At 65.9% G+C, this 25,721-nt stretch carries 30 protein-coding genes, 1 tRNA gene and 4 pseudogenes; 6 read left to right on the forward strand and 29 right to left on the reverse strand.

What is annotated here, in order from left to right; all coding sequences use genetic code 11:
* Positions 1–93: 93 nt before the first annotated feature.
* The 4 genes from AB0I98_RS35380 to AB0I98_RS35395 all read right to left on the reverse strand — a co-directional run bounded on the left by AB0I98_RS35380 (position 94) and on the right by AB0I98_RS35395 (position 3,786).
* Complete coding sequence (locus AB0I98_RS35380; RefSeq protein ID WP_362949086.1) at positions 94–513, reverse strand: pyridoxamine 5'-phosphate oxidase family protein; 420 nt, start codon at positions 511–513, stop codon at positions 94–96.
* A 158-nt stretch (positions 514–671) separates the two neighbouring features.
* Positions 672–2,204, reverse strand: coding sequence for an MFS transporter (locus tag AB0I98_RS35385; RefSeq protein WP_362949087.1), 1,533 nt, complete (start codon positions 2,202–2,204; stop codon positions 672–674).
* Positions 2,205–2,284: 80 nt separating this feature from the next.
* A complete protein-coding gene (locus AB0I98_RS35390; protein WP_362949089.1) occupies positions 2,285–2,875 on the reverse strand; it encodes a DUF3105 domain-containing protein in 591 nt (196 codons plus the stop codon).
* A gap of 74 nt (positions 2,876–2,949) precedes the next feature.
* A complete protein-coding gene (locus AB0I98_RS35395) occupies positions 2,950–3,786 on the reverse strand; it encodes an NAD(P)H-binding protein (protein WP_362949091.1) in 837 nt (278 codons plus the stop codon).
* A gap of 82 nt (positions 3,787–3,868) precedes the next feature.
* Here AB0I98_RS35395 and AB0I98_RS35400 point away from each other — a divergent pair, with 82 nt between their 5' ends.
* Positions 3,869–4,840: an AraC family transcriptional regulator gene (locus tag AB0I98_RS35400; RefSeq protein WP_362949093.1), complete on the forward strand. Its 972-nt coding sequence runs from the start codon at positions 3,869–3,871 to the stop codon at positions 4,838–4,840.
* 177 nt (positions 4,841–5,017) lie between these two features.
* Here AB0I98_RS35400 and AB0I98_RS35405 read toward each other — a convergent pair whose 3' ends face one another.
* Positions 5,018–5,929, reverse strand: a complete 912-nt coding sequence (locus AB0I98_RS35405) for a DUF5677 domain-containing protein (RefSeq protein WP_362949094.1) — start codon at positions 5,927–5,929, stop codon at positions 5,018–5,020.
* A 469-nt stretch (positions 5,930–6,398) separates the two neighbouring features.
* On the opposite strand from AB0I98_RS35405, the gene AB0I98_RS35410 reads away from it, so the two are divergent.
* From AB0I98_RS35410 to AB0I98_RS35420, 3 genes are all read left to right on the forward strand, one after another.
* Positions 6,399–7,250 (forward strand): transposase, encoded by an 852-nt coding sequence (locus tag AB0I98_RS35410; RefSeq protein ID WP_362949095.1) that lies wholly within the window; start codon positions 6,399–6,401, stop codon positions 7,248–7,250.
* Positions 7,251–7,353: 103 nt separating this feature from the next.
* Positions 7,354–7,821: a hypothetical protein gene (locus tag AB0I98_RS35415; protein WP_362949096.1), complete on the forward strand. Its 468-nt coding sequence runs from the start codon at positions 7,354–7,356 to the stop codon at positions 7,819–7,821.
* A 117-nt stretch (positions 7,822–7,938) separates the two neighbouring features.
* Complete coding sequence (locus AB0I98_RS35420) at positions 7,939–8,535, forward strand: DinB family protein (protein WP_362949098.1); 597 nt, start codon at positions 7,939–7,941, stop codon at positions 8,533–8,535.
* 52 nt (positions 8,536–8,587) lie between these two features.
* Here the strand turns inward: AB0I98_RS35420 and AB0I98_RS35425 are convergent.
* Positions 8,588–8,704: pseudogene (locus AB0I98_RS35425) on the reverse strand (AAA family ATPase); the annotation flags it as partial.
* Here AB0I98_RS35425 and AB0I98_RS35430 point away from each other — a divergent pair.
* Positions 8,691–8,798: pseudogene (locus AB0I98_RS35430) on the forward strand (AAA family ATPase); the annotation flags it as partial. The pseudogenes AB0I98_RS35425 and AB0I98_RS35430 overlap by 14 nt on opposite strands.
* 19 nt (positions 8,799–8,817) lie before the next feature.
* Here the strand turns inward: AB0I98_RS35430 and AB0I98_RS35435 are convergent.
* From AB0I98_RS35435 to AB0I98_RS35545, 23 genes and pseudogenes are all read right to left on the reverse strand, one after another.
* Positions 8,818–9,363 carry an AAA family ATPase gene (locus AB0I98_RS35435; RefSeq protein ID WP_362949183.1) on the reverse strand — a complete coding sequence of 182 codons (546 nt, stop codon included), beginning with the start codon at positions 9,361–9,363 and terminating at the stop codon, positions 8,818–8,820.
* A gap of 149 nt (positions 9,364–9,512) precedes the next feature.
* Positions 9,513–9,818, reverse strand: a pseudogene (locus AB0I98_RS35440) (ATP-binding protein); the annotation flags it as partial.
* Positions 9,819–9,870: 52 nt separating this feature from the next.
* Positions 9,871–10,434: a hypothetical protein gene (locus tag AB0I98_RS35445; protein ID WP_362949099.1), complete on the reverse strand. Its 564-nt coding sequence runs from the start codon at positions 10,432–10,434 to the stop codon at positions 9,871–9,873.
* A 78-nt stretch (positions 10,435–10,512) separates the two neighbouring features.
* Positions 10,513–10,947 carry a hypothetical protein gene (locus AB0I98_RS35450; protein WP_362949101.1) on the reverse strand — a complete coding sequence of 145 codons (435 nt, stop codon included), beginning with the start codon at positions 10,945–10,947 and terminating at the stop codon, positions 10,513–10,515.
* Positions 10,928–11,761, reverse strand: a complete 834-nt coding sequence (locus AB0I98_RS35455) for a hypothetical protein (RefSeq protein ID WP_362949103.1) — start codon at positions 11,759–11,761, stop codon at positions 10,928–10,930. The genes AB0I98_RS35450 and AB0I98_RS35455 overlap by 20 nt, the downstream gene beginning before the upstream one ends.
* Positions 11,758–12,186 (reverse strand): hypothetical protein, encoded by a 429-nt coding sequence (locus AB0I98_RS35460; protein WP_362949104.1) that lies wholly within the window; start codon positions 12,184–12,186, stop codon positions 11,758–11,760. The genes AB0I98_RS35455 and AB0I98_RS35460 overlap by 4 nt, the downstream gene beginning before the upstream one ends.
* On the reverse strand, positions 12,183–12,647 hold the full coding sequence (locus AB0I98_RS35465) for a hypothetical protein (RefSeq protein ID WP_362949106.1): 465 nt from the start codon (positions 12,645–12,647) through the stop codon (positions 12,183–12,185). The genes AB0I98_RS35460 and AB0I98_RS35465 overlap by 4 nt, the downstream gene beginning before the upstream one ends.
* Positions 12,637–13,410, reverse strand: a complete 774-nt coding sequence (locus AB0I98_RS35470; RefSeq protein WP_362949108.1) for a hypothetical protein — start codon at positions 13,408–13,410, stop codon at positions 12,637–12,639. Before AB0I98_RS35470 ends, AB0I98_RS35465 begins: the two co-directional genes overlap by 11 nt.
* An 88-nt stretch (positions 13,411–13,498) precedes the next feature.
* Positions 13,499–13,759 (reverse strand): hypothetical protein, encoded by a 261-nt coding sequence (locus AB0I98_RS35475; RefSeq protein WP_362949110.1) that lies wholly within the window; start codon positions 13,757–13,759, stop codon positions 13,499–13,501.
* A gap of 302 nt (positions 13,760–14,061) precedes the next feature.
* Positions 14,062–14,799, reverse strand: a complete 738-nt coding sequence (locus AB0I98_RS35480) for a hypothetical protein (RefSeq protein WP_362949111.1) — start codon at positions 14,797–14,799, stop codon at positions 14,062–14,064.
* Positions 14,800–15,207: 408 nt separating this feature from the next.
* Positions 15,208–15,522 (reverse strand): hypothetical protein, encoded by a 315-nt coding sequence (locus tag AB0I98_RS35485; RefSeq protein WP_362949113.1) that lies wholly within the window; start codon positions 15,520–15,522, stop codon positions 15,208–15,210.
* Positions 15,523–15,729: 207 nt separating this feature from the next.
* Entirely contained in the window at positions 15,730–16,923 is a 1,194-nt protein-coding gene (locus AB0I98_RS35490; RefSeq protein WP_362949114.1) for a DUF932 domain-containing protein, read from the reverse strand.
* Positions 16,924–17,116: 193 nt separating this feature from the next.
* Positions 17,117–17,428 carry a hypothetical protein gene (locus AB0I98_RS35495; protein WP_362949116.1) on the reverse strand — a complete coding sequence of 104 codons (312 nt, stop codon included), beginning with the start codon at positions 17,426–17,428 and terminating at the stop codon, positions 17,117–17,119.
* Between the two features lie 332 nt (positions 17,429–17,760).
* The gene (locus AB0I98_RS35500) at positions 17,761–18,357 is read right to left on the reverse strand and encodes a hypothetical protein (RefSeq protein WP_362949117.1); all 597 of its coding nucleotides are present in this window, start codon (positions 18,355–18,357) and stop codon (positions 17,761–17,763) included.
* A gap of 417 nt (positions 18,358–18,774) precedes the next feature.
* A tRNA-Ile gene (locus tag AB0I98_RS35505) sits at positions 18,775–18,849 on the reverse strand.
* Between the two features lie 282 nt (positions 18,850–19,131).
* Positions 19,132–19,743 carry a hypothetical protein gene (locus tag AB0I98_RS35510; protein ID WP_362949118.1) on the reverse strand — a complete coding sequence of 204 codons (612 nt, stop codon included), beginning with the start codon at positions 19,741–19,743 and terminating at the stop codon, positions 19,132–19,134.
* Between the two features lie 205 nt (positions 19,744–19,948).
* Complete coding sequence (locus tag AB0I98_RS35515; protein ID WP_362949119.1) at positions 19,949–20,428, reverse strand: hypothetical protein; 480 nt, start codon at positions 20,426–20,428, stop codon at positions 19,949–19,951.
* A 548-nt stretch (positions 20,429–20,976) separates the two neighbouring features.
* Positions 20,977–21,183: a hypothetical protein gene (locus AB0I98_RS35520; protein ID WP_362949121.1), complete on the reverse strand. Its 207-nt coding sequence runs from the start codon at positions 21,181–21,183 to the stop codon at positions 20,977–20,979.
* Between the two features lie 378 nt (positions 21,184–21,561).
* On the reverse strand, positions 21,562–21,957 hold the full coding sequence (locus tag AB0I98_RS35525; protein WP_362949123.1) for a hypothetical protein: 396 nt from the start codon (positions 21,955–21,957) through the stop codon (positions 21,562–21,564).
* A gap of 122 nt (positions 21,958–22,079) precedes the next feature.
* Positions 22,080–22,460, reverse strand: a complete 381-nt coding sequence (locus AB0I98_RS35530; protein WP_362949125.1) for a hypothetical protein — start codon at positions 22,458–22,460, stop codon at positions 22,080–22,082.
* A gap of 75 nt (positions 22,461–22,535) precedes the next feature.
* Entirely contained in the window at positions 22,536–22,910 is a 375-nt protein-coding gene (locus AB0I98_RS35535; RefSeq protein ID WP_362949127.1) for a hypothetical protein, read from the reverse strand.
* Between the two features lie 731 nt (positions 22,911–23,641).
* On the reverse strand, positions 23,642–24,244 hold the full coding sequence (locus tag AB0I98_RS35540) for a hypothetical protein (protein ID WP_362949128.1): 603 nt from the start codon (positions 24,242–24,244) through the stop codon (positions 23,642–23,644).
* A 306-nt stretch (positions 24,245–24,550) separates the two neighbouring features.
* Positions 24,551–24,772: a hypothetical protein gene (locus tag AB0I98_RS35545; RefSeq protein WP_362949130.1), complete on the reverse strand. Its 222-nt coding sequence runs from the start codon at positions 24,770–24,772 to the stop codon at positions 24,551–24,553.
* A gap of 350 nt (positions 24,773–25,122) precedes the next feature.
* Here AB0I98_RS35545 and AB0I98_RS35550 point away from each other — a divergent pair.
* Positions 25,123–25,653, forward strand: a pseudogene (locus AB0I98_RS35550) (hypothetical protein); the annotation flags it as partial.
* Between the last annotated feature and the right edge of the window lie 68 nt (positions 25,654–25,721).

The raw sequence follows: 25,721 nt of genomic DNA on the forward strand, positions 1-25,721 counted from the left end.
CGCTCCCCTCGGCGAGTCGGATGGCCACGTTTTCGGCGCTGTTGTATTGCCTGAACTAAGGTCGATGGTGCTGGCGGCGGGAGTGAACCACGCTCATTCCTCGCGGGGGACGGGGAGATACGTGGTGGCGGTGTCCACTCCCCATGACGACACCCAGTTGGGCACGATGTCCATCCAGTTCGGGCCGAAGCCTGGACCGAGGACTTCACCGCCCTCGGTGTGCAGACGGGCTGTGCCCTTCAACAGGATCCCGCTTGGTGTCCAGGACGGCTCCACCTTCAGGTCGTCCACTACGAATGCCACCTGCGGGTTGGCTCGCAGATGGCGTACGTACAGGCGCTCCTGACCGCGGTCTGCCAGCATGGTTGCGCCGATCTTGATGGTGCCGCGGTCGGTGTCGAGGTGATACCCGACTGGCACTACATGCGGGTTGGCGGATGTTCCCACCGTGGCCAGCCGTCCGATCCTGTGTCCGTGAAGGTAGGCGATCTCTTGTTCGCTCAGCAGCCTCATTGCGATTCCTCCGAAGCTCAACTTGCCCTGGTGGTCACCGCAATGACCCGAGGTGGAGGGCCCGCCCGGCGTCGTCGCGGGCTGTGTCGGCCCGCGCCGGCCGGGCCGCGCCCTTGGTGGTGTCGGCACACGTGGACGGGACCGACGCCCTTGAGAGGTCAGCCCATATGGACGGGCGCCGCGCCCTCGGTGTGCTGTTGCTTGTCGGCGTTGACGGCCAGGATCGCGACTACCAGCCCGGCCAGGAACATGCCACCGGAGGCGATGAAGGCCATGGTGTAGCCGTGTGTGAGCGCCTCGCCTGCCTTGGCCACAAGGCCGAAGTCGTGTATCGCCAGGCCCCGGTAGAGGCTGGACGCGGCCTCTGGGAGTTTGTCGTCGGCCGCCGAGGTGGAGATCGTCGACAGGACCGCGAGTCCGAGCGCGCCGCCGATCTGCTGCGCGGTGTTCAGCAGCGCCGAGGCGACGCCGGTGTCCAGGTGATCCACGCCGCTCACCGAGCACACCGTCATCGGGACGAAGCTCAGGCCCAGTCCGAGGGCGGTGATGAACATCGCCGGCATCAGGTGTCCCACGTACGAGGAGTCGGTCTCCAGGGTGGCGAACCAGAACATGCCCCCCGCCGCGACCATCAGACCCGGTGCGGCGATCAGCCGCGGTGCGAAGTGGGTGACCAGTTTGGAGCTGACGCCCGCGGCGGTCGCCATGCCGATGCTGAAGGGCAGATAGGCAAAGCCCGTCTTGACAGCGCTGTAGCCGAGAATCAGCTGCATGTACAGGGCCAGGAAGTAGAAGGTTGCGAACATGCCCGCGCCGATGAATAGCATCGTGGCGTAACTGCCGGAGCGGGTGCGGTCCTTGAACAGGCGCAGCGGCATCATCGGGTCCGCCGCACGCGACTGGATGAGCAGGAACGCGACCAGCAGTACCGCGGCCGAGGCGAAGGAGATCAGGGTCAGGCCGTCGGTCCAGCCGTGCTCGCCGCCGCGGGTGATGCCGTAGACCAGGGCGATCAGGCCACTGGTTCCGGTGATCGCGCCGGGGACGTCCAGGCGGCCGGGGTGATGTTGGGCTTCGACGAGCGTCCTGGTGCCGACGAGGACGGCCAGGCCGATCGGGATGTTGACGTAGAACACCCAGCGCCAGTCGAGACCATCGGTGAGGATGCCGCCCAGCAGCAGACCCACCGTGGCGCCGACGCCCGCCATGGCGGCGTACACGCCCATCGCCGTATTGCGTGCCTTGCCCGCCGGGAACGTGGTCGTGATCAGCGCCAGAGCGCTGGGTGCGGCGATCGCCGCACCGACGCCCTGGAGCACGCGGGCGCCGATGAGCAGACCCTCGTTCGGGGCCAGACCGCCCAGCAGGGAGGCGAAGGTGAAGACGATGATGCCGCCCTGGAACATGCGCCGCCGGCCGAAGAGGTCGCCTGCCTTGCCGCCGAGCAGGAGCAGACCGCCGAAGGCCAGCGCGTAGGAGTTGACGATCCAGGCCAGGTTCGCGTCGGACACGTCCAGGTCGGTCTGGATGCTGGGCAGCGCGATGTTGGTGATGGTGTTGTCGAGGACGACCATCAGCTGGGCCGCGGCGATCACGAAGAGCGCCAGGCCGAGATGCCGGCCGCCGGGTGAAGCCCCGGACGCCTCGATGCCCGGCTGCGCCGGGGCACCGGTGGTGCTGTCGGAAGGCAAGGGAAAGCTCCAAGGAGTGGCGAAGGAGAATATGGGAGTGTCAGTCAGGTACGGACGCCCTGGACCGGCTGTAAGGCCCGTCATGGCGAGGTCAGACCACCGGTGCAGGGGGCGCCGGGTTCGGGTGTCTGCGGGCCTTGTACGTAGGCGGTGATGAACTGCCGGACACGGGGGTCGGATGCCGTGTCGACGCTGAGCTGGTGGCCCCAGGCGGACAGCGTGATCGTTGCGGACTGACCGGTGACGGGGCTCATCAGCGTGTAGGGGGTCCTGGTGACGGTGTCCGCGAGTTTCTTGATGTCGGTGGCGGTGGCCGTGTCGTTGTAGGTGACCCACACCGCCCCGTGTTCGAGGGAGTGGACGGCGTTCTCGTTGCGGATCGGCCTGGTGTGGACGGTGCCGTCGCAGGTCATCCATGCCGCGTAGTGGTCACCGCCGACGGGCGGAGTCATGGGATAGTCCACAGCGCCTTTGACGTGGCGGTACGTCAGCCTGTCGGCGTCCCAGACTCTTTCGCCGTGTACGTGTTTCCTGGCCGCGGCGGCTTTCCGTTCGCTGTCCTCGTGGGCGTTGAGAGCCCAGTAGCCGGCGAACCACGTGAGGACGACGGCGCCGATCGTCATGAGGAAGACGCGGTGGCGGCGCTCGCGGGTTCGGAGTACCGCCTGCAAGACTGCTTCGTGCTCCGGCGCGGCTCTCGTGGTTGTCGTGGCCCTTGTCCTGCTGGTCTTCCCCATGGGAAAGGTCAGGCGTTCCAGACACCCTGCCGGGCAGCGGCCTCGGCGTAGTCGGAGAAGTCCCGGGGAGCGCGGCCCAGCGAACGCTGAACGCCGTCGCTGAGTGTGGCAAGGCCACCGGAGCGGACGTAGTCGTACAGGCCGACGGACAGCTGCACCCACTCCTCGGGCACGCCCTGGGCGCGCTGCTCGTCCGCGTACGCCTCGGGGGTCAGTGGCACGTAGCGGAGGTCGCGGCCGGTGGCCCGGGCGATCTCCTCGACCGCGTCCCGGAAGGTCATCAGCCTCGGGCCGCTGAGCTCGTAGTGCCACCCGGCGTGCCCGTCCTCGGTGAGCGCGGCGACCGCCACCTCGGCGATGTCCTCGGCGTCGACGAATGCCTCCTTTCCGTCCCCGGCCGGCAGCCGTACCTCGCCGCTCAGCACGGGGGCGAGCAGGAAGTCCTCGCTGAAGTTCTGGAAGAACCACCGAGGCCGCAGCACGGTCCAGTCCAGGCCCGCGTGCTCCAGCGCCCGCTCCGCGCTCAGGACCTGCTCATAGTCCACGCCCCCGCCCTCGGGCACGGACAGCAGCACCGCACGCCGTGCCCCGGCCGCCGCAGCCTGCCGGGCCAACGCACCGATGGCATCCGCGGCCTGCCGGCTGCCGAGGTCGGGAACCACCAGATACATCCCCGTCACCCCTCGCAGCGCCGGCTCCCAAGTGCCCCGGTCGGTCCAGTCGAAGGACGGCGTTCCGGAACGGGAGGCCGCGCGGAGCGCCACCCCCTGTTCCTGCAGCAGCCGCGCCACCCGGCGGCCCGTCTTTCCCGTAGCACCGGTCACCAGGATCATCTCGTCGCTCATGGGCTCAACTGAACCAGCCGCCGACCGCCTCACCCATGCCACACAGGCTCACGTCCATACGCGTTCGTCTACGCTGACCGACATGGACCCTGCGGGACTGACCGGCATCGATCCGCTGACCGATCTCCTGAACGGGGTACGCACCCGTGGCGCGCTCTTCAACCAGTCCTCCCTGACCGGTCCCTGGGCGACGCGCTTCGAGGACGGCTCACCGCTGGCCCTCGCGGTCCTTGTGCACGGCTCCGTCTGTATCACCCCCGAGGGCGGTGCCCCGGTCCGGCTCGGCCCCGGTGACGTCGCGGTGCTGTGCGGGGGCGCGCCCTATGTGATCGCGGACGACCCGAGCACAGAACCGGACGTGGTGATCCGGGCCGGAGGCCGCTGCACGACCCCACAGGGCGAGGAACTGCTTCCCGCACGGACTCCGGACGCGGGCGCCTGGAACGCCGCAGAGCCGGACCGCACCCTTCTGATCAACGGCTTGTACACCGTCGACGTCGGCACGCCGGGCCGGCTGCTCTCGGCCCTGCCACCGCTTGCCGTCATCGAATCGTCCGTGGGGACCTGTCCGGTCAGTCACTCGACCTTCGAAGAGATCACCCGCGAGGAACCCGGGCAGCAGATCCTGCTGGACCGGACGATGGACCTGATGCTGATCACCGCCCTGCGCGCCTGGTTCACCCGTCCCAGCGCAGAGATCCCCACCTGGTACCGGGCCCACAGCGACCCCGTGGTCGCCCCGGCACTGCGCCTGCTGCACGACGACCCCGCCCACCCGTGGACCCTGCCCGCACTCGCGGCGAAAACCGGCGTGTCACGAGCGCACCTCGCCCGGCGCTTCAACACCCTGGTCGGGCAACCACCCATGACCTACCTGCGGCAACGCCGCATGGCGCTCGCCGCTGAGCTACTCCGCGAGCCCGACACAACCCTCGCCGTAGTGGCCGACCGCGTCGGCTTCGCCAACGCCTTCGCCCTCAGCAACGCTTTCAAGAAAGAACACGGCGTCAGTCCGAGCGAATACCGCACGCGCGAAACACGGACGGAAATCTGACACTACCGGGACTATCTCTGGTTCTTCGCGAAGGTATTCGATCCAGCCGTGGCGCTGGCACCAGCCGATCGCCTTGCGAGGATGGACAGTTCCCGGTCGCCGGTGTCGGCCACCCTGTGAAGGTGAGGTTGTGGAGGCGGGCGAAGCCGAGCATGAAGTGTCCCTGGGGCTCGACCATCATGCAGAAACTTCCTCCGCAGTCCAAGGGCGAGGCGGAAGGGCGGGCCCACCGCTCAGGGCGCTCAACTCACGCAACCACCCGGCCACACGCTCAGGCGACGCCGGGACGTTCGGCAGTTCGAGCCAGAGGCGCAGGAAGAACATGACCGTGAACAGAACGGCTTCGACGCTCGACTGGTCGTTCTCTATAACAGCCTGCTCCACCCACCCCTCCTCGCTGCCACGGAACATGTCCGCAATCAGGGCGCCGGGAGCCGCATGAGCCTGCTCCGACCAGACTCGGAACAGAATGTTGTACTGATGGGCACGCATGGGATCCGACGACAGCTTGGCCAGTTCGGCTGTGTCCTTCCGGCACCAACTCGACACCCACCTGACTGAGCCGTCCGCCTTCGGCTTTCCCTGGAAATCGCTGAAGTCGTTCGCCAAATGCTGATCCACCATCGCGTCCAATTGAGCGTCGAAAGAATGCCCCTTCTCCTGCTGGTAAGAAGCCTTCCTCTGCTGGGCGAGCAGCACCTGAAGGAGACCGAACCGGGCGAACAACAGCGTCCCCTCTGCACGGTCCTCCATCGCGCCTAGGTACTCCATGTTCACCAGGAGTTCGAACAGCTGACGGGTCACACCGACTGCAGGCTCCCAGTGGCCCTGCTCCAGCAGAGTCCGGACCGCCTTAACGCTGTTGGCGCCACGCATCAAGATCTCGATGTCGAAGCGGACAAGCTGATCAGCCGCGTTCGGCGTCGACTGCACGGCCTGCTCGGCCGCCACCGCGATCTCGCCCAGTAGCTTGAAGAACGGCCCCAGCCGGCCCTTTGAGGACACCGAGCGCCGCACCTGGGGGTTCCCCGACACCTGCGCACCGGGACGCTTTCGGTGGTCATTCTTCCGCTTCTTGCTCTGCGACATGCTCGCACCATAGCCAACCCAGTAGAGGGTTTGCTGGGCATTTTCCACCACCGTGACGCCAGCAGCGCGAGGAATAAATAGGCCAAAAACGGCAATGGAATTAGACAGGGCCTTTGACTGTATTCACCGCGAATCCATTTGCGCCTGGAGTCGGACGCATCTGGAACACAGTTTGCTTGGGTGCCAAACCAGGCCCGACTCGGATGACGTCAATCAACCCGAGCCACCCTCACCCGCGACCGCCGCCGCTAAAGACGCTCTGTGTCCGGTCGGTTGTTGCGGCACGGCTGAGTAGCAGCCCGGCTTCCAGGACGCCTCCACAGCCGGACGGCTGGCCGAGGCCCTCTCGTCCTGAGCATTCCGCAGGTTCTGATAGCCGGACTTACCGATAGAGGGCGCGCGACTCGGCGCTCCCGCCGCGATCCAGGTCGCCGACCGGTTCCACCTGTGGCAGGGCATCGGCCGAGCCGTGGAAACCTGCGTTGCTGCCCACCGCGAATGCTTGAACGGACCAACAGCGCCGATGCGAAAGGACGTTGCGGCGTCGCCCGACGACTCGGTGCGCGGCGGACCGGACCTTGATGGCCGACGGGCCCAGCGCAAGAAGGCCGCGCACGCCCTGGTCCACGAGCTGCTCGCCCAGGGGCACTCCCGCAGGGCGATCGCCCGGCATCTGGGCTGGGGGCTCAACACCGTGCTGCGCTACGCACGTGCTGCCACCTGGCAGGACACCCTCCGAGAAAACCGCCCCCGGCCAAGTCGTCTCGACCCCTACAAGCCCTATCTTGAACGGCGGTTCGCCGCGGGCTGCACGAACGTCACCCGCCTTCATCGCGAACTGACCGCTGAGAACGCGCCCGTCACTTACCAGATGGTCCGCGCCTACATTGCCACCCTGCGCGCCGCACCGCCGCAGGCGCCACCCCCGCCGCCGACCGTCAGGCGGGTCACCGGCTGGCTCACCCGTCACCCCTCAACCCTGAGCGAAGACGAGCGCGCTGCGTTGAAGGACGTCCTGGCTCGCTGTCCAGAACTGGATACAGCGGCCGAACATGTCCGCGGTTTCGGCGAGATCCTGGCTCACCGGCTGGGTCTCATGCTCCCCTCATGGATCGAGGCCGTCGATGCCAGCCAGCTGCCCGGCCTCACCAACTTTGCCCTCCACCTGCTCCGAGACCTCGACGCGGTGACCGCCGGCCTCACCCTGCACTGGAGCTCCGGTGGCACGGAAGGCGCCGTGAACCGCATCAAGAAGATCAAGAGGCAGCTCTACGGCCGTGCCGGATTCGAATTGCTCCGCAAGATGATCCTGCTTCAATAACGTCCCGCCCAGACTCTGCAGCCAACCCTGGCCACGTCAGCGAGTGTGGTGGGCTGAGAAGATCACCGCGAGGCCACAGATTCCGTCGATTGCGAAGGACAGAATGTCGGAGAGACCGCCCATAGACCGGGCCGAGGAGCGACTTCAACATGAGCTGAGCCGTGGACAGCAGCCCCTCGCCGAACTGGACTTGGACGAGGTGTGGCTCAGGTTCGTGCGCTTCGGCTCCCAGCGCTTCGACACCGCGGACACGCCGGACGCTGATGGCCTTCTCTTCCAGTACGGGACTCACGCCTTCGAGGGATCGCCCGTCTTCACGCTGGACCTGGTCCGGCAGTTCGAGATCAACGACGCTTCCGGCGAGCACGATCATTACATCCAGCTCCACTGCGAACTTCGGTACGAGCCCGTCCCCCAACTTCGGGCGCTGGGGCACTTCGAGACCTGGTTCTTCCACGACACGGACGACGAACTCGACGCCTGGGCCGGCGGCCTTGGCCGCCAGGAATTCTGGCCGATCGTCCGCAACTTCCACCCCCAGGAAATCCGGGTCTACCAAGAGCAGGTGTAATCACAGCCGCGAAGCGACCTGCCTTGTGACGCTCCGCGACCGCTCCCCAAGATCTGTGCCAGAGCCGACTTTTGATGTCACTCCCGGCTGTCAGTGCCGGATGGGAAACTGCCCAGCATGATCGAACCGAACCCGAAAGCGGACCTTCTCCGGTACTTGCAAGAAGGGCGTGACGCCCTGGTGTGGAAGCTCGATGGGCTCTCGGAGTACGACATCCGCCGCCCGCTGACCCCCACGGGCACGAACCTGTTGGGGCTGGTCAAGCATGTCGCCAGCGTGGAGTTGGGATACTTCGGCGACACGTTTGGGCGGCCGTTCTTCGACGAGGACCCACCGTCCTGGTGGTATACCGAGGAGTCAGAGCCCAACTCGGACATGTGGGCCGCAGCAGACGAATCACGGGAACAGATCGTTGGGCTGTATCGCCAGGCGTGGGAGCACTCCAACAGCACGATCGCGGTGCTGCCGCTTGACGCGATCGGTCACGTCCCGTGGTGGCCGGAGGAACGGCGAGAGGTGACGCTGAACCACATCGTGGTGCGCGTGATCTCCGATACTCAGCGGCACGCCGGTCACGCCGACATCGTGCGAGAGCTCATCGACGGATCCGTCGGCTATTTGCAGGGCAAAGACAACATGCCACCAGGGGATCAGACGTGGTGGGAGGGCCACCGGAGCCGACTGGAGCGCGTGGCGCGGGAAGTGAACGGCTGATCTTGTCCTGCTGCCGACCCCGTTGGCTCCGGGGTCGGCCATGCGGCGCCGTTCAGCCGGCTGCGGTCTGCTCGGCCAGGGCTTTGGTATGGGCGAGGCGGTAGGACTCGGTGCCGGTCTGGATGATGGCGCCGTTGAAGGTGAGCCGGTCGACGATAGGCGCGGCGATCGTGGACCGGCTCACCTTCGGCGGCAACATCATCGAGACCGGCACCGATTCTTACCGCCTCGCCCACACCAAGAACCAGCAGGGCAGCGGCTGACCACGCACGAGAACCCGGACTACCGGCCCGGGACGGCGCCGACGCGGGCCAGCACGTCGTCGGCCAGCTCCCGCGGGCTCAGCTCGCCGTCCAGGAACACGGTGTCACTGGGCAGGGTGTCCACTGCGGCCATGCACGACTCGATCTTGGACTTGCACCACTTGCGCACCCGCTCATCCTGCGTGGGGTCGTCAGGCGTGAAGCTCCGTCCGTCGATCCGTTTCACCAGCACATCCTCGGAGACCTTGAGGAAGAAGTGGTGAGCAGCGATCCCTGCGTCCTTCAGCGCACCGAAGATCTCCTCGACATAGCCGGGGTTGACCAGCGTCATGGGCACCAGGACGGGCCGCTGATACTCCTCGACGAGCCCCACGGCCAGGTCGGCGACCTGCCGCCTCCACAGCCGCAGATCCTGGAAATCGCCGGTCGGGACCTCCACGATCTCGCGCAGCACATAGCCGACCATCTCCGGGTCATAGACCAGCGCCTCGGGCCAGCGCGGACGCAGTTCATCCACCAGCGTGCTCTTCCCACTGCCGAACGCGCCGTTCACCCAGACGATCACAGACATCTCCCCGTCGATGGATACCCCCACCGGCCACAGTCGCCCCCTGAACCACACACCGCGACGCGAGGGTGGGGCCAAAACACACTGACAGATCATGCCCGAACGATCGCCAAGTGGGGCCGAAACCCACTGACAGGCGGGGCCAGCTCACGCTGTCGAAGCCACTGGAACAGCAACTCGGCTCCGCGCCGGTCGAGTTCCATGTAGCCGAGTTCATCAATGCATAAGAAATCGACACGTCCGTAGCGGGCGATCGTCTTGGACAGCTGCTTGTCGTCGGCGGCTTCGACCAACTCGTTGACGAGTTTGGTCGCCAGCACGTAGCGGACGCGGAAGCCCTGCATGGCGGCCTCAGTGCCCAAGGCAATCAGCAGGTGGGACTTGCCGGTCCCGGAGTCGCCGATCAGGCAGAGCGGTTCGCCCTTCTTGACCCACTCGCAGGTCGCGAGCGTGGTTCAAAGCGGCCCGTCGGGATTGGCGAACCACTGCGGAGGCAGGGCTGGTTCAGCCGTCGTTGTCGTCTCGCATCCCCGGGTGGACCACCTTGTCCGGGGCTGTCAGTCCCCGGCGGCGCTCGCTGCGCGCCCGTTTCAGGAAGTCGAGGATGCGCCGACCCTTGACCTCGGCCTGCTCCTGGAGATTGTCCGGGCATCCCTCAGGGAGGATCACGACCTCGGTGCGCAGGTCAATCCCGATTTCGATTCCCCGGACCGTAGTCCTCTGGACGTACAGGCGGGTGCGCGCCTTCACCCGGTGGTCGTTGTAGTACGGAAAGAGCGTGACGTACTCGTTGCGCCACGAGTACCACTCCACGTCGGGCGAGATCCGTACCGAGGTGGGCCTGATCTGTCCCGTGGCCACGTCCCTCGGCCCGGCGAGCGGCGCGCTGGGGTCGTGTACCGGCCGGGTGACGTATTCGTAGAAGGGATACCAGCCTGGCCCGTAGATGCACGGGCTGCAATCCAGCGCGTAGCACCAGTCACCCAGGTCCAGTTTGATGGCGTACCCGTCGTACTCGTCCTTCGGCGCGATCACCGGCGGGCTGTAGCGCGGCAGCCTCTTCCTCACACAGAGCGCCTCCCTTCAGGCATGAAAAAAGCGGCTGCCGATGGGCGAGCCGCGTACGTTGCTGCTGTGTCCCTGCTTCTACTGGTGGCCGTACTTGCTGCGCACCAGCGTCAGGAACTCGACGCTGAGCGTGTTGTGGACGATGCCGAGGACCTCGTTGCTGTGGCGGTCGGTGATGACTTCAAACCCGGGCCTGCCGTGCGAGGCGGACAGGCTGAAGCGCTTGCCGCCGTCCTGCTTGTAGGCGCAGTCACGGATGGGTTCCGGCTCGCAGTTGCACCACGGCTGGACGTCCAGGAGCACGATGTTCTCGGGTTGCATCTGCCCGATCGGCAGCCAGCGGAGGGCGAGCATCTGCCGCAGGATCCCGTCCCGCTCCTTCGTGTCACCCGGTCGGCGCAGTTGGCTGGTGTGAACCACGCAGGTCTCTGTGTGCGACTTGTCGGTGCTGTCGCGTTTCCACGTGACGCGATAGGCGGTTCGTACGGCCGTTTCATTCTCGGTTCCGGTCACTGCGCATCCTTCTTGAGTCCCCACAGGCGGCGGGCGATGTCCGGGCGTTCTCGGTCCCAAGCCCGCAGCAGCCCCTGGGCGTTTCCGTTGGTGTTGGTCGACCGGGATCGATGCCTTCGGGCGGCCGACTCGTCAGACTGCCAGTGCTTCGATCGGGGTGCGGGTTGCGGGGGATACGACGCCAGCGCTCGTCGGCGTCGTTGTAACGGCCCTGGTACGACAGGGAGAACCGGTCGCCGGCCACGCTCAGGTTCACCGGGCCGACCGCCTCGACCGCGGCCTGGAAAGCCTGGTGGAGATCGGAGCCGGTCTTGCCGTTTTCCGGCTGCCGGAACGCCTCGCTCACGGCATAGCTGCGTCGCATGTACTGCAACAACTCGTACTTCGCGTCCACCGCGGGCAGCAGGAAAGTGTGCCCGTGGATGTCTCCAGTCAGGCCTGGGTGGACCCACCCCGCCGACATGTCCGCCACGTTGTCCAGCGGCGCCCTGCGCGCCCAGTGGCGGTCGATCGCCTCACCGGCCCGCTGCTCGAAGATGCCGTCCCAGCACTGCGCGGTCTCCTTCGCCAGCCGCACGTACTCGCGCACCGCACGCCGCGCCCGGTAGCACTCGTGCTCCGTTGGCAGGTCGTAGTAGGTCGCGTACCACCACTCGCCGCCCGGGCCGAATCCGTCGGTCATGCTCTTGCCGACGTACATCCGCCCGGCGACCCACTCTCCATCGTGCTCGCCCAGGAACACACCACCGAATTCGCCGCGCCACTCGGTGCGCTTGGAGTGGACGATCGTCCACCCCTGTGCTTCGGCCCTCATTCACCCTCCCCTCTGCTGTCCGGCTGATCAGTTTGTTCAAGCGCGCCTTTGTCCGGCACGAGCAGCGGAGTCGGCTCCTGGCCGATCACGTAGGCCGTCACCTTCAGCGACGGACGCCGCCGGAAGGTACGCACGCACGGCAGGCAGGCGGGCTCGCGGAAGTACTCGCGGGTCTGGGTCTCCCAGTCCTTGAGCGAATAGAACATCGTGTGCGTGGCCACGCCGCGGCACTGCTCCTCGGGCGGGTCGCTCGGGTCGTGGACGACCGTCCCGCACCGCGGGGCGTCCGGACCCGGCTTCTCCAGACAGCAGTTGAAGTCGCACACCGGATAGCCCTGGCCCTCCAGCTCCGCCGCGGTGTCGGAGCTGTAGCCGTTGTGACGCCTCATGTACGCGTCCCACTCGTCGTAGGGGTTGTAGTTCATGCGGTTACCTCCCGTACTCGGTGCGTGGCGTCCTCGGCCCAGATCCGGACCGGGGAGCCGCCGGTGGTGGGCTGGCAGAACAAGAAGCCAGTCGCGTAGCCGATGGAGCCGTATTCCTGGTCGGTGTACTCGGGCCCCATCACGCGGAGGAACTGGTCGCCGTGGTGGATCAGGGCGCCCGCCTCAATACCGCACTCAGGCACCCAGTGATCCGTGGCGTAGTACGCCAGGGCGTCATCCGGGATCAGCTCCGGAGAGGTATACGTTCCTTCCATGCCGGGCCCAGCGATCAGGTTCGAGCAGTCGTTGAGCACCCGGCCAGCGGAGTCGATGATCTCGGCGACGTACGGGAACTTCCGGCCCGCGAGGATTTCTGCTGCGTCCTCGGCCGTGAAGTCCCACCACGAATACGCGTCAGGCTCGTCCGGGTGCTGGATACGGATGCGGATCTCAGGCAGCACCACGGTGCTCCTTCCACTGCGCGTACAACTCCGCGGCCTTCGCCGGCACCAGGTAGGGGAATGCGTCGGCCCAGCGGCGGGATGCGTCCGCGTCTTCGTCGTCGGCCGGGCCGGTGATCTGCTCCGGGTGCTCGGTCAGCTCCTGGATGGTGTCGCGGCACATCTGCCGGTCCCACCACATCTGGTGGCCGAGCCGGGCCCGCTGGCCGCCGTTGTTGCAGTCGTTGCAGAACCTGCGCTCGATCCCGGACGCTCTGTGGATCACCAGCACGTCAGCGGGCGGCGTGTAGCCGCCGTGGATCCCGCTGGCGCAGTGGAAGATCCCGAAGTTGTGTGCCGGAGCGCCTCGGTGCACTTCCTCGTGCTCGGAAGTGATCTCGAAGTCATCTATCTCCGGGGTGATCTCTGACAGCGGCCTCAGCGCCCCCGAGTACCGCTCGAACAGTTCGACGTAGGCCGAGGGCGGGTTGGGGACCCGGCGCCTGTACGTCCGGTTGTCGGCCGTGCGGAACTCTTCGATACGGCCGTACAGATACTCTTCGAAGCCGTCGATCTCCACGGCCACACGCACCGTGTCCCCGACCAGGAACTGGATGCGGTGCTTGTCCACGGCCGCCCGCCACACCTCGGCCGATCCATTGCCGTTGATCCAGGCGTCGCGAATGATTCCGTTGACGTTGTACCGCTCCGGGTCGCGGCCTTCCCTTGTCAGGTCTTCGATTGCCTGCTTGCGGAGTTCGCGCACGCCTGAGCTCGTGTCCATCTTTCCCTCCTTGATTCTGTGCGCGAATGCGGTGAGGGCCGGATCCGGATTTCACTCCTGCGCCGGACATGGCCGATGCCACGTGCGTCTACTCGTCTCCGGCATATCGGGCGAGTTCCTCCAGCAGCGGCTCTGCGTTCTCTTCGCATTCCAGCGCCTCAATGAGCTGACGAGCTGCTGCGGCAACAGCCTGGCGTACGGCCTGCTCTCCTCCGACCTCGTAGACGTAGGACAGCACGTCGTAGATGACTTCTCCGGCGATGTCAGGAGCTCGCTCGTTGTCAAAGCGCGCCCAGCCGTCCTGGTCGCTATAAAGCTCCTGCATGCCAGCTTCCTCAATCACAGCCATGATGTGATCAAGTCCGAATTGAGCAGACGTTGCCTTCACTGCGGGCGTCGCGTAGGGGCGTTGCGGAAGCGGGCCAATGTGTCGCACAGCTGTAACTCCTCTCGGGTGGTGAAACGCGCTGCTGCGGGTACAGCGGCAGTCGCGGCGCGTGATCCGGGTATGCGTTAATCGACCATGAGCAGCGAACATCGCAATGCGCGGCAGCGACAGGTGTTCCTCACTTAGATACGTCGCCCGGATCCAGCCGATTACCGATCACGCGGTAATTCGCTCCGCTCAATGAGGCTGCTGTGGAACGATGCTCATGCTGCGGAAATTTCGCGGAGTGATTCCTGGCGCTCGCGGAATTCGGTCAGTGTCAGCGGGCGGGTCCGGCCGCCGGAGCGGTCGCGCAGGATCGCGACGTCGCCGAGTTCGGCTCGCAGTTCCTGCTCTTGGCGTTCGGCTTCCGCGTATCGCTCGGGGAAGATTTCCAGGACGCGCGCCCAGTGCTGGTGGCCGCCGCGTACGCATAGCGAGCCGCAGTTGTTGTGCCCGAAGCCGAGTTCGTACAGCACGGGTGGTTCGACCCCGGCGGCTCGGGCCTGGTCGAGCATCTCGTCCTTGGTCAGGTACGGCGGGTCGCACATCGGGAAGGTGACAGTCCAGGGAGCCCAGCCGCGTTCGATCGCCGCCGTGCGGCGCTGCTCGGACCAGTCGATGCCGACGTACAGCACGGTATCGGCCGGATCAGCGTGAGTTTCCAGCCAGCTCCGACAGGGTCGTTGCTTGAGGAATTCCGAGCAAGGCGCATACCGGCTGTTGCCCAGGAAGCGCTGGTGCCAGAAGACCTCGAATGGAGTTCGCCCGTCGGCTACGCGTGTGACCGGCACCCCGAGCTGGCCCGCCGCCTCGCTCACGAAGCGATACAGATCTGGATCTTCTACCAAAGTGTCCGCAAAGAGAAGGACAAGGTCGTGCGGACCGTATTCGGCGGCAACGCGCTGGGCAGTGGCCCAGCTACCGATCCCGCCGGAGTACTGGACTACATGCCTGGTCACCGGCTCACATCTCCTGTGCGTGGCTGGCGAGACCGGGATGGTCGCGGGTTCGAAGGCGGGGTGGTAGCGACGGCGTTTCCGGTGCCGTCGCCGGGAATCGGCAGGAGGCGGTGGTGGTCAGCCGACTCGCGCGCGGGGAGTCAGGTGCCGCCATGTCCCACGCGGCATCGAGCGCGCGGAAGCGCCTATCAAGGGGCGCGTCGCTCCGTCCTATGGTGCCCGCGTGAATGTCCGTATTCATCGACGTACTTCTCCATGGTGTGACCGCATGCAAGACCCCCACGGCTGCCACCGTGGGCGTCCGGTCTTGCGGGGATGAGGGCCGTGGGTGCATGCCTGCGATTGATGCGCAGGGCGGCTCGGCAGGGTCAGGTGTCTTCCCTCAAGGTGTCCACCGAAGGGCTCTCGTTAGATGCCCTGGATCCCTTCGGAGCCGAGGAGTTTGGCGATGCCTGCGAGTTTGCCTTTCCCGCTGCAGGCTGTGCCGTCGACCGTTTCGACATGCTCAAGGTCGCCCAGATCTGCGGGAGTGAATGTCTCTCCGCATCGGTTGCGAGGGCTTCGAGCATGAGCGGGTTCTGCGCCTATTCCTTGAGCTGGGTACGAGGTGCCTTGTGGTGAAGGCAGCTCGCCGCCGAGCCTGTCCGTGAGGTAGTCGTCGTCCAGCACGGCGTTGAGGAACAGGCCTATGACGAATCGCGTCGTACCGTGATCGCGGGCCACTGCCGGGGCGTAGCCCTGGCCCCGGCGGGCATACGGTCAGGCGCCGGTTGCGCGGGGATCGAACGGCCAGCCCCGGCGATGTCGGGTTCCAAGACACGCCACGGTCGTTGGCGGGGACTCGAACCGGCATCCATCGGCCTACCGCCCTGCTCTGCCTTTGAACTACCGGCCCTGGTAGAGCCCGTCCGGAACGTGCCACCGGACGGGTCAGCGCGCCAGAAGCAGCAGCTTGCGGTGGGCCTTGGACTTCAGGTCGTCGTTCGTCCCCTCCAACGACCGCTGGGCACGCGCCAGGTCCTCGGACAGGTTGCGGGGCACGACCCCCATCCGGTGGTCCAGGAAGTCGGTGATGGTCCGCTCTGCCGCGTACGCGGTGCGTCCCAGCTTCCGGGCCTCGTCGTGGAACATGCCCTCCAGCTCGTCGTGCCGTTGCTGGGCAAAGGTCTTCTGCCGGTCGGTGGCGTCCTCGTCGACCTTCCACACTCCGTCGATCACCTTGTGGAAGTCGTCGATCAACAGGTCGGTGCGGACGAGTTGGTTCTCCTCGCGCTCGAAGGCCTTCGCGTAGTCGAGCGTCAGGCCGAGCGTGCGGCGGGCCTCTTCCAGAGCCGACAGGCCACCCTTGGTGTGCCGGATGCCCCAGCGGTGCACGGCGTCCCGGGTCGCGAAGCGTTCGGTGTTGCCGCACTCGATGCGCCAGGGCGTGACGACGGACTCGGCCGAGGACGTGCCGTCGTGGGAGTTGATCGCGGCGAGGTAGAGGGCGATCTCGTCGTCCAGGCCGCCACGGTCGATCACAATGGAGTGGGGGATCTGCATGGTCACGAAGGTCTTCCGGCCGCCGCGCAGGGCGCCGGCCGACTCCCAGACCGCGTCGTCGCGCTGTACCAGGTCCTGAAGGAATTCGAAGACACGCCGATTCTGGAAGACCTTGTACCGATCTCCCACGGTGCCGAGGGCTTTGCCTGTGTCCGTGCGGAGGGTGACGTAGTGGTCGGTGGCGTCGCGGATGCCGTCGTCCCACTCGTACAGCACGGGCCGTTTGCTGACCTCCCAGTCGATCCGGGCCAGCTTCAGTACCTCGTCGATGTCCGTGGTCCCGCCGGGGATCACGGCACCCAGGCCGTGCCAGGCCGGGGTGGTGGTGTAGAGGGCGGCGCCGCCCGTAGTGGTGTCCAGCCCGTGCTGGGCGAGGATCTGCTCGATCCGACCCTCGGTGTTGCGTCGCACGGTGAAGGTCTCGCCCTCGTCCCAGCCGGTGAGGACGCGGTAACGGTCACCGCCGATCGGTGCGATCTCGCCCCGGTCGATGCGCTCCTGGAACGCGCGCGCCTCCCCGCGTACGGCCTCGATCTGGGCTGTCTTCTCCTGCGCGAACGCGGCGTTGACGTCAGTCGTCATGGTTCGACTCCTTCGTGATCTGCTTGAGGATGTGGTTGCCGAGGGCCACCTGAGCGACCCTGGTCAGGCGGATGTGGACCGTGCGCCGGTAGTGGGTCCCGATGACGTCGATCAGTGCCGTGCGACACTTCTTCGCCGGTTTCGGCGGGGCGCCCGTGGCTGAGCAGGCGCGCGGTCCGGTGCCGCTTGCGGCTTACGAGCGCGCCTGCTTGCCCATCTCGCGCAGCAGCTCGATGGCACGGCGCTTGCCGTGCTCCTCGCTTCGCGTCTGGATGGTGATCTCGTCCTGGATGCGGTCGGCTGCCTCGTCGAGCAGCTCGGCCTTGATCGCGGGTACGGCCTGACTGGCCTCCCGCCTAAAAGCGATCTTCGAGATGACGAACGGCTCGACCTTGCGGCCGTGTATCTCCATGAAGAACTTGATCGCCCATGTGACGTGGATGCTGCACACCTCGAAGGTGGTCGTCAGCCGGTCCGTCCGCAGGGCATAGGTGGGGGACCTCATGCAGTCTCCCTTGTCGCACTCCCAGCCGTTGTTAGCCACGGCCTGACTCCTTGGTGATCTCCTTGATGCTGATGCTGATGCGGTAGCGACACATGCGACTGAGCTCGTCTGCGGCCGTGCAAACCCGGTTCGTCACGGCCTTATCAGGCGTCCGGTGTCAGGCGGTGCGGGAACTGAGCCGCCCCACACGGACCCTCTGCGGGAGGGGGACGTTCTCCGCGTTGAGCCGGTTGGCCAGCTCCGGAGGTCCCGGCGGCCATCCGGCCGGATACCTGCATGAGGCGGGCCGACATGGTGCCCTGCCCGACTACTCAGGGGACGGTGACAGCCACTCAACGACCGCTGTAGGCCAGGTCCGGCACACCTGCCAGGGACGGAGGCCCTTCAAACACGATCGGTTCCGGGCCGTATCGGTCCGCACGCTGCAATTCCCGTTGGATGCGCGCCAGAACGCGGTCGTCATCGGAGACACACGCGGACTCTTCCACGGCCGCCAAATCATCCACTGTCCGCAGGAATGGAGGGCCCGCTTCACCGCAGTCATCCACAACACACAGATCGGGCATATAGGCCGGATACATCACCGAGCCGATGTTGCGATAGCGCGTTGCTGGAAAGTCCCGCTCGAACCCCGAAATGCCCTGATACGTCTCCAGTGCGGTTCGCGCCCGAGCGTCGGGGTAGGCCGAGAACACGGTCCACAACACGTCGCGATAGGCGTGCCAGCAGGCATATGGGCCGTGCCGTCCTGATGCAGCCGTACGCGCCCCTGCGCCACGGCCGTCCCTTACCCGTAACCGTGCGGTGATGGAATTCCCACGTGCGTTGTGCGCGTCGGGGGCGACGGCGACGTTACCGTCGTACGCACGGCGTGAAACATCGTCCGTGATCGCGTAGAAGTCCGCGAGGGGAACTCCCGTAATGTTCATTCTCTCCTCCCTCCAGGGGATCATGGAATAGCCTCGTGCGCAGCGTGATTCAGCGACCCGCGCGGGCATGGCCTTGATCGAGGGGTCGCTGAAATCGCGAGTGAGGTAGCACGCAGCGAGCCGTGTTGACGTCAATCGCATTCCCGCTGCGTACAGCAACCGGAAGCCCCGAATTCCGATCAAGGAATTATTCAGGGACGACGCGCCCGGCTGATTACCGGCACCGCATATGGAGCTGCCTGTGGACGAGCCTCCGATACGGGCGCATAGAATGCAGGGCCATAACGCCAGCGGGCATGGTAGCCAGCACGATCGCCCGGTCGGGCGAGGCGAGAGCAGAATTACCGCAGCTCGTACTGTAGGCTCCCGGCGTGTCATTTTCTCGCGTAGTAATGCGAGGAACGCCAGCCCCTGGAGTGGTTGCGGCGGGACTCGAACCCGCGACCTCAACGGCTTATAAGACCGGCGCTCTACCAACTGAGCTACGCAACCGAGAGGTTGCCGCGCCCCACAAAGGGACAGGGCGCGGCAGTGAAACTAGGATTGTCGGCGCTCGTTGTTGCTGCGCCGAGCAGCAACCGCTGCGTGGCAGTGAGCGTCCGAAGGGTCACTTAGATACGGTGGAGGGAATCCTCCGATTACCGATCTTGAGTGAAAATGCGGCCACCGGTTTTCGGCACCATGAACCCCGACTCAGAGCGCTGGTGCTCAGTGCCTGGGACCCAACCCGGTCCCGCCGGACTCGGCGTGCCGAGTGCAGAGCGGCGGGGCCAGTCACATCGCCCGGCGGGGGCCGCGCGTGCTGGTGCCCGCGATGCGCTCGGTGTAGGCGACCCAGGTGACTGCCTGCACCGTGCTGGGTAGTTCGCCCAGCCGCAGGGCGGCCTCGCGGAAGCAGTGGGCCAGCAGGGCGTAGCGTCCAGCGCTGGACAGGCCGCGGTCGCGCTGCCCGTACGTCTCGCCCACGGCGATGTCATGGGCATGGCGGTCGATCACGACGGCGTCCGGGTCGTCCGGGTTGGCGATCAGGCGGAAGAACTGTCCGGTCTTGCGCTCCATGGGGAGTACGTCAGCCGGGTCTGCTCCGGCCATGATCTGGGCGGCCTTGTTCAACGCGTCGGTGAAGTGCCCGGAGCTGAGGCCGGTTTCACATGCCTGGCGGGCTAAGCGAAGGTTCTCCGGCCAGGACTTGTTCGCTGACAGGGCGGCGATGACGCCGGCACCTGCTCGCGGGTTGCCTTCAGTCATCATCGCGGCGAGTTCGTGAGCGGTGCGGTACCAGGTGCGCCCGCACTGCTGCTGCTCCGGAGTGGCGGAGTGCCATGCGGCGATGATGTTGCGGACGAACCGCTCACGCGTCTGGGGAGACACATTGATCGGGATCACGGCTTCCTCCCTCCGGAAGTCGGGGCGGGCACGACTCGCCAGTCCCGGCACATCCTGCGGTGATGGCCGGTGCCCGGGTGAGTCGTCGGTCAGAGTCGGCTGCCACGCTGCCGCTGCGCGCGCAGTGCGGCGGTGCGGTTGTGGGGCGCTGGCGCCAGGCGAGATGAAGGGCAGGCGGGTGGTGCCAGAGGGGGCTGACACCGAATCAGCAGTCGCCTTCGCGGTAGGGGCACTGCGAGGTGTGGGCTGGGTGCTGGTCGAATTCGTCGGGGTAGCTGCTGGGCAGGACGTGGTTCTCCGGCAGCGGCTCCGGGCCGGTCGTCAGGAAGGCTCCCAGGTCTGCCAGCGAGCGGACCTCGGCGAGCGGTACGGCGGCATCGCACACCGGGCATGGACCCATGAGGAGGAACGGCTCATCGTCGTAGAGCGGATCGCCGTAGGAGAACGTGTACTGCGTGCCGGGGTCGTCGGGGTCGCTCGCGTACAGCGTGAGTGGCACGACGGGCAGGGTGATGTGGTTCCAGTTGTCCCTCGGCCGCACCTGTGCAGGGTCGATCCCCAGCAGAGCAGCCAACCGCCCTGCCGCCCGGGTGATATCAGCAGCGGTGTAGGGGGAAATCGGCAGTTCGATGGTGCGCTTCTGCAGCAGCCGGTGTGCGGCTGCAGCGCGCTCGGCGATGCTCATAGCGACACCTCTACGAATGAGGGGGAATTGGGAGACAGCCCGGTCACACCGGGCTGGGCGTCCTGTGGAATGGCTCGTTGGTCTGCTTTAGGAGCGCTTTAGGCGGTTCGCAGTAGCCACCCAACGGGTCTGTGCAGTTCGGCCATCTGCCAGTTCGCCTGCCTGTGATCCGAACGGGTCGCCTCTGCTCGACGACGAAACGGACTGGCCTTTGTACGGTGGGGGCGACAGGCAACTCCCTGCTGCTCCAGGCAGGTTCGGGACGGACAGCAGACGGCACGGCCCGGCTCAGCAGAGCAGCGTTGGCGAGTGCGGGGGCTCCTTCCAAGGAGGGCGGGAAGGAGAGGAACCCCCGCTGCCGCACTGCCCTGCGGGCCGAGCGGTGCGGCGCCATGATGGATGCGACGGACCCGTGGTGCGGCGGGCCGCCTGTCGATGGCAGTGACTATCTCCGACACCGGCGGCAGACTGGCGGAGCTTGTCGGATGGCGCCGATCACGCTGCCTCGTCGAGTGGGAGCCGCTTAGCCGCGTCCGCCTCGCGCTCGTTCACCGACAGCGAGGCAGGCTGCCACCAGTGATCGGCAGGTCGTCAACCCACAGCTCGTCGTGCAGGTCGAGATACTCCGTCAGGGCCTCCGTGTCGTCGACTACGTCAACGGGCACATCGACCGTGATCGGGAATTCGTAGGTCACCTCCTCGGTCACGGCCATCTCGACCTTGACACGCGTAGTTTCCTCGGTGGCGCTCACCATGGAGCCCTCCCTCCAGTCAGAGAATGTGGAAGGGGCGCCGCCAGGCGGCGCCCCTGGTGTGGCCCCGCACCCCCTCCGGGGTGGGGGGGGGAGTTGAAGGGGTGCGGGAGTATGGGTTTGCCGGCGCGGCTGATCGACGTGCTGTGGGCCGGGCACGGGCAGGTCAGAGGCGGCTCACGGCACGGAACCTGGGCGAGAATCACACCTCGTCGGGGCGGTGCCCCCTCCCAGCGGTCCAAGCGACCGTCATCCGGAAGAGGGGGCGAGAGCGTGGCGACACTCAGTGGACGCCGAAGAGACCCGGGGCCACGTTCAGCAACAGGGCGCAGCTGAGGGCGAGCCAGCCGATCACCTACCACACGCGGTCAAGGTTGCGGCTCATGACCGGAACCCCTCGCTGACCGGGGCGCCCGTCATTTCGTCCCACGCACTCTGTCCGTCTCGGCGGTGAGGGTGGAAGGGGGCGTCCTTGTCCGGCCCGACCCGGAAGAATTCGCGGCATTCGTGGATCTCCAGTTCGATGATCCACTGCATCATGTCCGCATACAGGTCGTCCGGAATCATGTACTCGTCGGCGTCGATGATCACCGAAGGCGCGAGCAGGATCTCCTCCGGGTAGCCCTTGAGCGCCTGGTCGCGGTCGGAGTTGACGGTCTCGACGAGCGCCTGAACGATCACAAACGGCGCCCCCTCCACCATCACGTCCGCGCGGAACTCCCATCCAGGGCGGAAACTGACCTGGTTGATCAGGTCGGCAACGTGCTGAGCCTCCATGTCCTCTCTCCTCAATCCCTCGGCCACGCATCCGGACCGGCAGGCCAACCGGCACGGACGTGCTCTCGTCTGTAAGAGCAGAGGGGCGCACCCCGTGGGGATGCGTCCGATGCTCCGGCAGATCAGTGACCGCCGAACCCCAGGGCCGATGTGATCGTTTCGGCCAAGTGGTACTGCTCGAAGAAGGCAAGCGGGACCAGCGCGAAGGCCCCCGCCAGCAGGTAGTCGTCGACCTTGGTCCACGCGTGATGCGCCGCGTTGCGGACGCTCCGGCGCCAGGTGATGTCGATCGTGATCTCGCACCCGAACACATCGGGGTGGCACTGCCGGGGGATGCGCCCCAACTTCCCGCCTACGCGGGTGACGTGCACGTGATGATTGCCGTCCGGCCGCTCGACGATGTGCTCAAAGCGCCATGCCCGTCCGGCTGTCGGGCCGGTTTGCATGTGCACCGTCGAGCCGGGGGCTATCTCGTGGCCGGTGGCGCGTGAGACAAGTTTCATGATCGCCTCCCCAGATCGGTTCTGGTCCTGCCCGCGAACAGCGGCCCGTGCAGGGGCGGTTGATCACGGGCAGGCTCAGAGCCTGATCTCTTCGGAGGCAGACAGGTCGTAGATCGCGATCTGATTCCGCAGACGACCGAGGTACTCCGCCTTGGCGCGGTCGTCGGTGATCTCGACCGGGTCCAGGTACAACTGCTGGCCGTCCACCCATCCCCCGACGGCATTGGCGGTGGGGTACAGGGCGTGCAGCTGCTCAACGGCCGCCGCGAAGTCCGCAAACGGCACGTCGGCTGGGACGGACCACTGTTCGTCAGTGGCGGATACGGCAAACCCCGTTGCCGCTGGGGTCAGGGTCCCGTCCGCGTTGAACCGGACCGTGAAGCCGCCGCGCGTGAACACAGCGTCGTACAGGTCGATTAAGTCGCTGGTGACCAGTGTGGTGTCGCTCATGATCAGCTCCCCGTCTGACCAGGAATGGATGAACTCACCAAACGGGCAGAGAGCAGCGCGCCACCAAATCCGGGGGCCCCGGACGGTACGCCGCTCTCACATGAATACGCCTTCCAAAAACGCCCGATCGTCGATCAAGCGAGATTCTTGGTGAGGCATACGCGTCGAGCGCGGACGGCAGGGAATCTTGAGCGTTCACGGTGTGCCGTATTGCGCTCTCACCTAAATACAGATCCCGAAAGCCCCCGATTACCGATCACCGGGGGAAATTATTGAAGATCTGTTTTCAGGCATGCGGCAGGTCGGCCCGCCATGTCCGGGCACACGTCTTGGCTGCCTATCAGGACAAGAGCCCGTACCCCTGTCGCTTCCCACCCGGAAACAGGGTGGGAAACGACAGGCTGACATTCGCGCGTCTGGCTGCTACCGTAACGCGTACTCACCTATATACGGGACGTCGACCCACCCGAATACCGATCATGGGAAAGAATTTCAAGATTCTCCCCGGCGGAAAAAGAGGCGGCCGAATGACGGAGATTACGCGCGTCCGGCATTCATGGAGTTAGGCGAGAGCTGCACCCGATCGGCTGCTGTCGTAGAGCCCTGTCACCCATGTACGGGGTGGCACACCACCCGATTGCCGCCCACGGTGCAGCCGCTCACACTGCCGTGTGCGACAAGCGAAGGGTCCCCGGGCTTTCCAGCCCGGGGACCCCTGCGGTTGCCCGCTATCAGGCAGTGTGAGGCGGCTCAGTGCTGCGGTAGATCAGTTCGTCGCGTACAGCGTCAAGAGACGCTGTCAACGCTCGCCATTCCTTGACCGCAGCGTCACGCGTGCGCTGCACCTTGGACGACGAGTGACGCGGTCCGCCGTACAGATCTTGCGCGGTCCGTCCGAGCACGCTGGCACGACCGAGATCATCCGCCTGCTTCGCGATGTCCAGGACCGTGCTCAAAACCGGGAATTCACTTCCGTCACCCCACGCAGACCGGAAGATCGTTTCGCTCTGCCCCGACAGATACGGCGTCATCGCCAGAGTGGACAGTTTGTCCGCGTGCGGGATTCCGCGCGTGATCTGTGCGCCCGGAGTAGCGTCTACCGGTTCCGGTTTGACGTCCAGCCTGTACCCGTTCCGCGCGGCAGCATCGCGGACCGCCCAGTATTGGAGGGTTTTACGGGTCACGATGATCGTTTCGCCGTCCCTGCGAACGTACTGCCATGCGCACGTTTCGCGGGTTTCCACCCAGACAGCCGAAACCTCGCATGTTGCGATGATTTCGCGCAGCCGCTTTGTGAAGATCAAAACGGCATCCTGGGTGACGTCGTCGCTCACGTCATCGGTTCCGTACAGTGCGGACCCGCTACGCGCTACGGTGGCGCTTCCGTCCATCCGCTTACGGGACCGTGTGGAATCAACCGTGCGGCAGTATCCGCGCGCGATCCTTTGCAGTTCCGTAAAGTCCTCCGACGTCACCCGCTTCATGTCCTCTGCCGTGACGTCTCCCACAGGCTTGTTCGCCTGTATTCCCTTTGCGGGAAGATCACTCACGATCCTCTCCGATCGCTCATTGACGCGTACCCTTTATACCGCGCCCCTACCCTTCCATTCTCTCGCATTCCCGCTTCAATTCAAGGGCTATCACTCAGCTTTCCCGATTCTTTGCGGGAATTCGAAACCAACGGACAATTCAACATCACCAAGAAAGGGAAGGCCGCCAAAGGCAGGTGAAGCAATGGGGCAGGCATTCACTGCGGAGCAATAAAAGAGGAGAGAGGGAATCGAGCGAAGAAAAAGAATGCCGGATATAAAAGCCAATAAAAACATTAAGCAAAAGGCCATCACGCCATATGTGCTCGCCACTCTCTGGCGCCGTCCCGTCTGCTGCAGTGCCTACCGGCACCTCAGTTGCGCGCAGCCCCGGAAGGGGCCAAGGGGGCGGCTGCCTGCACCAAGGAGGGGCGCGGGGGCTACCGGCCTAGGAGGCGGATGTATTGGGAGATGTATTGGCACTGAAATTGGAACCCCTATTGGCGACCGCGTTCGGTAGTTGCGATCTTGCTTGCTGCGACAGAGTGGGCCCAGCGCCTATCCACCTGCGACGAGTCCGGCCGGAGGGGCGCTGCACAACTGGCCAGACTTGATTTTCAGTCGAGCCGTCATCGCCCCCTGCGGCACCGCGTCGGGGTGCTGATCCGGAGCGGTTCCAGGTCATGGGCGACGACGTTGACGGCGTCGCCGGTGCGTTCGATGGTTGCGTGCCCCGCGCCGTCAGCTGCGCAGGGACGCGGCGATCCGCCTCGTTCAGATGGCCACCGGCCGTTCCCGCCGCTCCGCGGCCCTCTATCTCGGAAAGGTGCGGATCCTCTGAATTGGCGGTTGGCAGCCGCGGCCACGCCCGTGACCGCGGCCTCGATCGCCCCGCCCGGGCCAGCGCCGGCGGCGGCGCGATTCTCGTTACCCCTGTGCAGCGGCGCCGGGGCGGGTGGCGGGTTCTGCTGTACTCCCACGGCCTGCGCGGGCCGCGCAGCGAGGCCACCGCCCTCGTCGAGGACCTCGCAAGCCGCGGGTACATCGTCGTCACCATCGACCACACCCACGATTCGCTGGCCGTCGAGTTCCCCGACGGACACCTGGAGCCGACCGCCATGCCCGAACTGAACGACGCCAACGAGGTCGAGGTGACCAGCAAGTCGGTCGACGTCCGGGGCGCCGACACCCGGTTCGTTCTCGACCAGCTCACCGCGATCAACCGCCGGGATCAACCTCGACGGCACCCTGTGCACGCCCGCTGCCGTCGCCGGCTCCGACC

Source organism: Streptomyces sp. NPDC050211 (genome assembly GCF_040656035.1).
GTDB lineage: Bacteria > Actinomycetota > Actinomycetes > Streptomycetales > Streptomycetaceae > Streptomyces.